This is a genomic window from Methylobacterium sp. CCH5-D2, assembly GCF_001556475.1.
Lineage (GTDB): Bacteria > Pseudomonadota > Alphaproteobacteria > Rhizobiales > Beijerinckiaceae > Methylobacterium > Methylobacterium hispanicum.
The window spans coordinates 1-8,329 of sequence record NZ_LSIX01000256.1; the positions used below are offsets into that span (position 1 = coordinate 1).

General features: G+C 73.6%; 11 protein-coding genes. 10 read left to right on the top strand and 1 reads right to left on the bottom strand.

Going from position 1 to position 8,329, the window contains the following annotated elements; translation table 11 throughout:
- Positions 1-78 precede the first annotated feature (78 nt).
- Together AX737_RS06825 and AX737_RS06830 are read left to right on the top strand one after the other, a co-directional pair.
- On the top strand, positions 79-357 hold the full coding sequence (locus AX737_RS06825) for an adenylosuccinate synthase (RefSeq protein ID WP_066920069.1): 279 nt from the start codon (positions 79-81) through the stop codon (positions 355-357).
- 232 nt (positions 358-589) lie between these two features.
- Complete coding sequence (locus AX737_RS06830) at positions 590-796, top strand: hypothetical protein (protein ID WP_066920077.1); 207 nt, start codon at positions 590-592, stop codon at positions 794-796.
- A 608-nt stretch (positions 797-1,404) separates the two neighbouring features.
- Here the strand turns inward: AX737_RS06830 and AX737_RS06835 are convergent.
- Complete coding sequence (locus tag AX737_RS06835; protein ID WP_066920079.1) at positions 1,405-1,677, bottom strand: hypothetical protein; 273 nt, start codon at positions 1,675-1,677, stop codon at positions 1,405-1,407.
- A 442-nt stretch (positions 1,678-2,119) separates the two neighbouring features.
- On the opposite strand from AX737_RS06835, the gene AX737_RS06845 reads away from it, so the two are divergent.
- From AX737_RS06845 to AX737_RS06880, 8 genes are read left to right on the top strand one after another with little or no spacing between them, the layout of a single operon-like run.
- Positions 2,120-2,629 (top strand): hypothetical protein, encoded by a 510-nt coding sequence (locus AX737_RS06845; RefSeq protein WP_156453567.1) that lies wholly within the window; start codon positions 2,120-2,122, stop codon positions 2,627-2,629.
- A complete protein-coding gene (locus AX737_RS06850) occupies positions 2,626-2,892 on the top strand; it encodes a monovalent cation/H+ antiporter complex subunit F (protein WP_066920084.1) in 267 nt (88 codons plus the stop codon). Before AX737_RS06845 ends, AX737_RS06850 begins: the two co-directional genes overlap by 4 nt.
- Positions 2,889-3,179: a monovalent cation/H(+) antiporter subunit G gene (locus AX737_RS06855; protein WP_238231866.1), complete on the top strand. Its 291-nt coding sequence runs from the start codon at positions 2,889-2,891 to the stop codon at positions 3,177-3,179. The genes AX737_RS06850 and AX737_RS06855 overlap by 4 nt, the downstream gene beginning before the upstream one ends.
- Entirely contained in the window at positions 3,176-3,445 is a 270-nt protein-coding gene (locus tag AX737_RS06860; RefSeq protein ID WP_066920086.1) for a DUF4040 domain-containing protein, read from the top strand. The genes AX737_RS06855 and AX737_RS06860 overlap by 4 nt, the downstream gene beginning before the upstream one ends.
- Positions 3,442-4,218 (top strand): MnhB domain-containing protein, encoded by a 777-nt coding sequence (locus AX737_RS06865; protein WP_066920087.1) that lies wholly within the window; start codon positions 3,442-3,444, stop codon positions 4,216-4,218. The genes AX737_RS06860 and AX737_RS06865 overlap by 4 nt, the downstream gene beginning before the upstream one ends.
- A complete protein-coding gene (locus tag AX737_RS06870; RefSeq protein WP_066920099.1) occupies positions 4,215-4,637 on the top strand; it encodes a cation:proton antiporter subunit C in 423 nt (140 codons plus the stop codon). The genes AX737_RS06865 and AX737_RS06870 overlap by 4 nt, the downstream gene beginning before the upstream one ends.
- Positions 4,637-6,448, top strand: coding sequence for a proton-conducting transporter membrane subunit (locus tag AX737_RS06875; RefSeq protein ID WP_066920103.1), 1,812 nt, complete (start codon positions 4,637-4,639; stop codon positions 6,446-6,448). Before AX737_RS06870 ends, AX737_RS06875 begins: the two co-directional genes overlap by 1 nt.
- Before the next feature lie 9 nt (positions 6,449-6,457).
- Positions 6,458-8,083 carry a Na+/H+ antiporter gene (locus AX737_RS06880; RefSeq protein ID WP_066920105.1) on the top strand — a complete coding sequence of 542 codons (1,626 nt, stop codon included), beginning with the start codon at positions 6,458-6,460 and terminating at the stop codon, positions 8,081-8,083.
- Positions 8,084-8,329 lie beyond the last annotated feature (246 nt).

An 8,329-nucleotide genomic window follows, 5' to 3' on the forward strand; every position in this document is an offset into this window, starting at 1 on the left:
CTGGGAGAGGGGGCGCGGCGCGGTTCACCGCACACGGCCGAACCCATCGACCGGAAACCGTATGAGGGGCTGCTGGGTATGGCACCGAGGAAGATGTCCGCCGCGGAGACGAAGGCCCGCGACCTGGGGCTGGCCCTGGCCCGCATCGCCGAGAGCGAGGGGACGCCGGCCGCCATCGGCGTCGATCGCCTGCGCCAGGCAAGTCCGCGCCTCACACCTCTCGCGGTGGGGCAGATGGTGCGCAAGCAGCGCGCACTCGTCGAGGCGACGCTCGCCGAGCGCGGCCTCGCGCTGATCGACTACGCCGACCAGGGGCCGGGCCGCGGCATGGAGTTCACGATCGAGCAGGCCGCGTGAGGCGAGCCCAGGCCGGAGCGGTCGCACCTTAAGCGGCGGCGGGAGGCGGGATGCATCGAGCGCCGGGATGCACGGCCCGTAAACCCTTTCCCGCAAGGCCGAGTACGCAGCGGCGCGGATTCGTATTGCACCCCGCGCGTCAGATCAGCACATGATGATGTCTGTATAGGGCCGGGCCTGAATTCATCTGCGGTTGCCGAAAATGCCTCGTTCGCTTCTGAAAGTTGCATTTATGACGCCGGCCGCCATCTTGGGCATCGGGATGATCCTGCTGCTCTGCGCCGGGGCGGCAGCCGCCGCTGTCGCGACGTTGCTGGCGCGGGCCGCTCGGCGGGCTCTGCTGCACGCCCGGCACACGGTGGCGCGGGATTATCCCGCCCGGATGGCGCGCAGGGACGAACCCGAAGAAAAGCCCGCCGCGGCGAGCCGGGCGGGCTGAGTGGGTCTCTCGAAAGGAATGCCGTGATTGGCCCGGATGCCTTAAGCATTCCGTATGCCAGTTCCATGACAGGCCCGACCGCGCCGTTCCTGGCTTCGGCCGCACGCCGGGCCCGCAATCGACCGGTCTAGCGCGTCGGGGCGGAGGTTCCCTTGCCGGCCGCTCCGGGCGTGGACCCTGCGCCCGCATCGTTGGCGCCCGTGCTGTTGGACGTACCGGACCGGCTGGCGTTGCCCGAGGTCGGTCCGCTGCCGGCGGCGCCCGGAGACGAACCGGAGCCGGCATCGCTGGCCCCCGTGCTGTTCATCGTGCCCGAGCGGGTCTGCCCGGAGCCCCCCTCTGCGGCATGGGCTGCGGCCCCGAGGGCCAGCGTGGCCGCAATGGCCAGGATCGTGGTTCGCATGTCGGGCTCCCTGGGTCTGTTGGTCTCAGCCAACCGGCCGCCGGTCCCGCCGTTCCGCGAAGGCGGACCCATGCCTGCCGAAAGGCCGCGCACGCGCGCAGGCTCGAGCGCTCTTGCGCCGAAGTGGACGCCGGTTCGGCGCAAGAGCGCGCGTCAGGACGAGAGGTTGGAGCCGTTCCCGATCGCGTTGCCACCGGGAACGGCTCTAGTGCAGCGTCTCGCTCCCGCCCTCGGGGCCCGGCACCGACGCGGCGACCAGCGCGTCCACCAGCGGAAACTCCAGCACCACGTCCTCGGCCTCGTCGGCCACGAACAGCACGGCCTTGAGCAAGTCGGGATCGCCGTCGGCGCCTTGGAGGAGTTGCAGGGCCAGCACCCGCGCGGCCTCGCGGGCGGCCTCCAAGTCCGCCAGCTCGCTGCCCTCGGGGTCCACCACCACGTCGTCGCCGATATGCGTGTGGAAGAAGTAGCGCGGCATCCGGACTCGGTCCTCGGTGCGTCAGGACGACGGGAGCAGGCGAAGCGCGAGGACGGCCAGCGCTGCCGTGCTCAACGTCGCCAGCCTGAGGGCCGACAGGGCGAGGCCGACCGGACCCGGGGCCGCCTGCCGGTTCTCGTTGGCCGCCCGGCGGCGCGGGCCGCGCGACCGGAAGTGAACCTCGGGCAGCCTGCGGCCGTAGCCCGCTTGCCTCGCCCCGCTTCCGCGGCCCGCACACATGGTCTGGCCCTCCGGCCCGCGGCGCCGAGCGAGCGCCACGACATAAAAGCGCGGCCGCCAGGAAGGCTCCCGCGGGCCGGCTCGTCCAGGCAAAGTATTCGGCAGAGCCGGACAGTTCCGCGGAACGGATCGGAAATCGCGTTGTAACGACTTGGCGCGCCGCCTTAGGCCGGCAGGGAGGGCGTGGCCGGGAGAGCGCGTGGTGATCCGTTTCGTCGCGGCCTGGGCCGCACTGACCGCCGTCTACTTCCTGCTCGCCGGCTCGTTCGAGGCGGCGGAACTGTGCGTGGGTCCCCTCTGCGCGGGGCTCGTCGCCGTCTGGAACCGCGGCCGGCCGCATTCCGGGCACAGGGCGCTGGCGCTGCGACCCGGATTACTGCGCCCCGCCCTGCGGGCGGTGGCCAGACTGCCCGGCGAGACGGCACGGATCGGTCGGCTGCTGTGGCGGAGCCTCGCGGCGCGCTATCCGCACGGGTCGATCGTGCAGGGCCCGGCGGCGGAGCTGACGCGCTTCCCGCTCTCCGATCCGGGGCCCGAGGCGGCGGGCGAGCGCGCCGTGGCGGTGCTCGCGGCCTCGCTCTCGCCGGGGCGCTACATCCTGCGCGTCGATCCGGTGCACGGGCGGGTGCAGAGCCACGCCTTCGCGGACCGGAGCCCCGCGCGAGGCGACCGGGGCGGCGCCCGGACCGGAGCACGGCGGCGCGCCCGATGACCGCCGCGCCGCTCCTGCCCTGGACCCTCGCCACGCTCGCCCTGCTGCCGGCGCTCGGCCTGGCGCTCGTCGCCGGCTGCCGCGGGCGGATCGGGCAGCGCTTCGCCGCGGTCCAGCTCGCCGGATCGCTCTGCGTGATCCTGCTCCTCTGCCTCAGCTTCGCCACCGACCAGCCCTCGACGATCGACCTCGCCCTCACGCTCACGGTCCTCACCCTGCCCGGCACCCTGCTCTTCGTGGTCTTCCTCGAGCGATGGCTGTGAGCGCCGACATCCTCGTGCCGCTGGCGCTGGCCCTGACCGTCGCGGCGGCGTGGCTCGCCTGCCTGTCGCTGCTGCGCCTGCGCCGCGCGCTCGACCGGCTCCACGCCGTCGCCTTCCTCAACGCCGCCGCAGCGCTCCCGATCAGCGCCGCCGCCTTCGCGACGGACGGCCTCTCGGTCCGCTCCGTGAAGGTGGTTCTCGTGATGCTGCTGACGCTCGGCTGGGGCGCCGCGCTCGCGCACGCCACCGGACGCGCCCTCCTGCTGCGCGACGGACCCGCCGCGTGAGCGTCGTCCTACCCCTGCTCTTCCTGCTCAGCGCCGCCTCCGGCACCCTGGTGGTGCTGGTCCGCGAGCCGCGCCGGCAGGTCTTCGCCCTCTCGGCCAACGGCCTCGTCCTCGCGCTGCTGTTCACGGGGCTCCAGGCCCCGGACGTGGCGCTCTCGGAGATCGCCGTGGGCACCGTCGCGGTGCCGCTGATCGTTCTGGTCGCCCTCGGCGCGGTGCGGACGGACCGGCCGGGCCAGGATGCCGGCTCCGGAGAGAACGTGTGAGCCCGCGCCTGCGCGTCCTCCTGCTCGGGCTCGCCGCCCTCGTGCTGGCGCCCTGCGCCCTCGCGGTCATCGCCGCGATGCCGGAATTCGGCACCGCCATCGCCCCCTACGGCGCCCGCATCAACGCGGTGGCGCCGGCCGAGCGCAACATCGCCAACATGGTCACGGCGATCAATTTCGACCTGCGCGGGCTCGACACCCTGGGCGAGGAATTCATGCTCCTGGCCGCGGTCACCGGCACCGTCGTGCTGCTGCGCGGCCGGCGGGGCGAGCGCGACGGCGACCGCGCGGCCCGGCTGCCGGGTCGCGCGGTCGTGCCGCGCAGCGAGGCCGTGATCCTCGCCTGCCGGATCGCCGGGCCTCTCACCGCGCTGTTCGGCCTCTACGTCACCGTCCATGCCAGCCTCACCCCGGGCGGCGGCTTCCAGGGCGGCGCGGTGCTGGCCTCGGCCTGCGTGCTGATCTACCTCGGCGAGGGGTATGCGGGCTGGCGCCGGGGCGTGCGCAGCGCCGTGCTGGACGCGATCGAGGGCGGGGGCGCGCTCCTCGTCGTGCTCTGCGGCCTCGGGCCGATGCTCGTCGGCGCGGCCTTCATGCAGAACGTGCTGCCGTTCGGCACCTTCGGGGCCCTGCTCTCGGGCGGCCTCGTCCTCGTGGCCAATCTCGGCGTCGCCGCCGCCGTGACCGCGGGCTTCAGCCAGCTCGTGCTCGAATTCCTGGAGGAGACGCGGGCCCCGCGCCCGGACGGCGCGGACGGGGGGGACGACGCGTGAGCCTGCTCCCCTACGCGACCGCCGCCTGGCTCCTCGGCATCGGCCTCTACGGCATCGTGACCAGCCGGAACTACATCCACCTCATCGGCTGCCTCGCGGTCTGCCAGTCCGCGACCTACGTGCTGCTCCTCGGCATCGGCTACCGCCGGGACGCCATCGCGCCGATCTTCTACGACCATCCGCCCGGCACCCCCGCGGTCGATCCGGTGATGCAGGCCCTGGTGCTCACCGACATCGTGGTCGGCGCGACCCTCACGGCGCTGCTGCTCGTGCTCGCCCTCCAGGTGTTCAAGCGCCGGGGCACCCTCGATCCCCAGAAGCTCAAGCCGATGCACCCGCCCAGCAACGCCGGAACCCGCGATGCCGGACCGCGCGAGGCCGGATTCGCGGGGGAAGCCCGGCCGGAGCCGCAGCCCTGATGCCGAACTGGCTCGTCCTCGCCACCGAGGCGCTGCCGGCGGCGGCGCTTCCGGCGGCGGCGCTTCCGCCGCTCCCGGTCGCCCTGCCGCTCCTCGTCTGCGCGCTCCTGCTCATCGGTTCGCGCGCGCTGCCGATCTGGCTGCCCGACCTCGTCGCCGTCCTCACGGCGCTCGCGGTCGCGGCGCTCTGCGCGACGATCGCGGGCCGGGCCTCGGCGGAGGGGCCCCTGGTGACGTGGTTCGGCGGCTGGACGCCGCGCGACGGCGCCGCCCTCGGCATCGGCTTCTCGGCCGATGCGGCGAGCGCCGGGATCGCGACCTTCGCGGCGCTCCTGTTCACCGCGACCCTCGTCTTCGCCTGGAACTTCTTCGACAGGACGCACGGACACTTCCAGATCCTGATGCTGCTGTTCCTCGCCGCGATGGTGGGGTTCTGCTTCACCCGCGACCTGTTCAACCTGTTCGTGTGGTTCGAGGTGATGAGCGTCACGGCCTTCGCGCTCACCGCCTACCGCCTCGACGACGCGGCGATCGCGGGCGCGATGACCTTCACGGTGACGAACAGCCTCGCGGGCATCCTGATGCTGGCCGGGATCGGGCTGCTCTACGCCCGGGCCGGCGCCCTCGACTTCGCCGACCTCGCCGCCGCGGTCGCACGGGCCGGGCACGACCCGGTCACGGCGGCCGCGTTCTGCCTCGTGGCGGCGGGCCTGATGATCAAGGCGGCGGTGGTGCCGTTCCAGTTCTGGCTCGCGGACGCGCACGCGGTCGCGTCGAGCCCGGTCTCGGTGATCTTCTCCGGCGCCATGGTGGCGATGGGGTTGTTCGGCCTGGCCAAGCTGGTCTGGGTCGTGTTCGGCGGCTCGGCGCAGATCCGTGACGCGGTCGGCGTGTTCATGATCGCGGGGGGCGCCGTCACGGCGCTGTTCGGCGGCTGGATGGCGCTGATCCAGCGTCACCTCAAGCGCCTGCTCGCCTTCTCGACGATCAGCCATGCGGGGATCATGCTGGTCGGGATCGGCGCGCTCTCGCAGGGTGCCACCGCCGGCCTCCTCCTCTACGTCGTCGGGCACGGCTTGGTGAAGGGCGCCCTGTTCATGGTCGCCGGCATCCTGCTCGCGCTGCGCAGCAGCGTCGACGAGATCGCCCTGCGGGGGCGGGGCCGCGGCCTCGCGGGGGCCGGCGCCGCCCTCGGCCTCGCGGGCCTGCTGCTCGGCGGCCTTCCGGTCGGCCTGCTCGATCTCGGGGCAAGGGCGCTCCACGGCGCCCTGGAGGCCGGGGGCCACCGCCTCGCGCTCGCGGCGAGCCTGCTCGGCACCGCGATGACCGGCGCGGCGGTGCTGCGCGCGGGCGCACGGATCTTCCTGGGCTGGGGCGGGCGTCCCGGAAACGAGGGGCGGGCACCGACCCTGGAGGAGCAGGAGCGCGGCAACCGGGCCTACTGGGTCATGTTCGTGCCCTGCGGCGCGCTGCTCGTCCTGGATCTCGCCGCGCCCACCGGAGCGCTCGTGGCGGCAGCGCCCGGCTGGACCCGGTCCTTCACGGGTCGGGCGGCGCTGCCGGGAGACGCCGGCGCCCTGGCCCTCGGCGCAGCCTGGATGCCGGCCGCGAGCGTCGGCCTCGCCCTCTTCCTCGCGGCGTTCGCCCTGTTCGGAGACCGCGTCGCACCCGCGGCGGCCGCCCACATCCGGCGGCTGCACGCCGGGCCGGCAGCCCTGCTGAACGCGTCGCACAGCGGGCTCGTCGGCGACGACGTCGTCTGGATCGTGCTCGGCCTCGCCGTCCTGGCCCTCGCCCTCGCCGTGGTGTGAAGCGGCGCGATGGAGACCGTCACCGTCGTCCTCGTGCTGCTCGTCGCCGTCGTCGTCAGCAGCTCGGCCGCGCGGATCACGCCCATCCCGCTCCCCGTCGTGCAGATCGGGCTCGGCGCCGCCCTGGCCCTGCTGCCGCTGCCAACGGTGAGCCTCGATCCGGAGACCTTCTTCCTGGTCTTCCTGCCGCCCCTGCTCTTCCTCGACGCCTGGCGAATCCCGAAGCGCGCCCTCGTGCGGGACGGCGGCGTGGTGCTCGCCCTCTCGATCGGGCTCGTCCTGTTCACCGTCGCCGGCATGGGCCTGTTCATCCACGCCCTGATCCCGGCGATGCCGCTGGCGGTCGCCGTGGCTCTCGCCGCCGTGCTCTCGCCGACCGATCCGGTCGCCGTCTCGGCGGTCGCCGCCCGCGTGGCGATCCCCCGGCGGCTGATGCACATCCTGGAGGGCGAGGCGCTCCTCAACGACGCGTCGGGTCTCGTCTGCCTGCGGTTCGCCGTGGCGGCGGCGCTCACCGGCAGCTTCTCGCCGCTCTCCGCCTCCGGAACCTTCCTGTGGCTCGTGGCCTGCGGGATCGGGATCGGGATCGCGGGCACGCTCCTCGTGACCGAGCTCCAGAGCCGGCTGATCCGCCGGCTCGGCGAGGATCCGGGCACGCAGACCCTGTTCAGCCTGCTGATCCCGTTCTGCGCCTACGCGCTCGCCGAGCGGGTCGGCGCCTCGGGCATCCTGGCGGCGGTCGCCGCGGGCGGGACGATGAACCTCGTCGAGAACCGCGGCCGCGCCCTGGCGCTGACCCGGCTGCGCCGCACGGCCGTCTGGGACACGGTGCAGCTGGCCGCCAACGGCGCCATCTTCGTGCTCCTGGGCGAGCAGTTGCCCGGGATCCTCGCCGACGCGATGCGGGCGACCGGCGGGTCGGGATGGGGCGCGGGCGCGCTGCTGTCCGGCTACGTGGCGGCGATCACGCTCGGCCTGATGGTGCTGCGCTTCGCGTGGTCGTTCGTCACCCTGCGGTTCGGCCTCACGGGCGGCGGCGCGGCCGGCGGCGTCACCTGGCACCTCGTCCTCGTGACCACGCTCTCGGGCGTGCGGGGCGCCGTGACGCTGGCAGGCATCCTCGGGCTGCCGCTCGCGCTGCCGGACGGCGCCCCCTTTCCGGCCCGGACCCTGGCGATCTGCATCGCGGTGGGCGTGATCCTGCTCTCCCTCGCGATCGCCAGCGCGCTGCTGCCGCTCCTGCTGCCCCATCTCCAGCTGCCGCCCGAGCCGGAGGGACATGCCGAGGAGGACGCCGTCCGCGAGGCGGCCGCGAAGGCGGCCCGCCGGGTGATCGAGCGCCTGCAGGCGGAACTGGAGAAGGACCGGGGCGATGCCGACATCATCGCCGAGGCCGCCGCCGCGGTGCTGCAGCGCTACGACCGGCGCCCGTACCGCTCGGTCGGCAGCGACCAGGCGGACAAGCGCGGGCGCGAGCGCGCGGCGATCGAGCAGCGCCTGCGGGTCGCGGGCCTGCGGGCCGAGCGCCACGCCCTGTTCGGCCTGAGCCGCAGGCGCCGCATCGGCGACGGGCTCCTGCGACGGCTCGTCCGGGAGATCGACCTCGCGGAAGCGCGCAACCACACCGACACGTGAGCGGCGGCGCAGGGCGGCCCGGATCCTCGACCGCGGCGATCAGGTCCCCCCATACGCCGCGAAACCGATCGCTCCGGAACGAACATGAGGCTCGATGGCGGCTATCGGTCGGTCCTATCGCCTATCACCCCGATACCAATCGACGGGCGCGGTACGGTGATACGGTGTCGGGTCGACGGGTTCGGTTCGACGCATCGTCTCAGGACGAAGCGCGGGTCCCCTCTCCCATAGGGAGAGGTCTGCTTT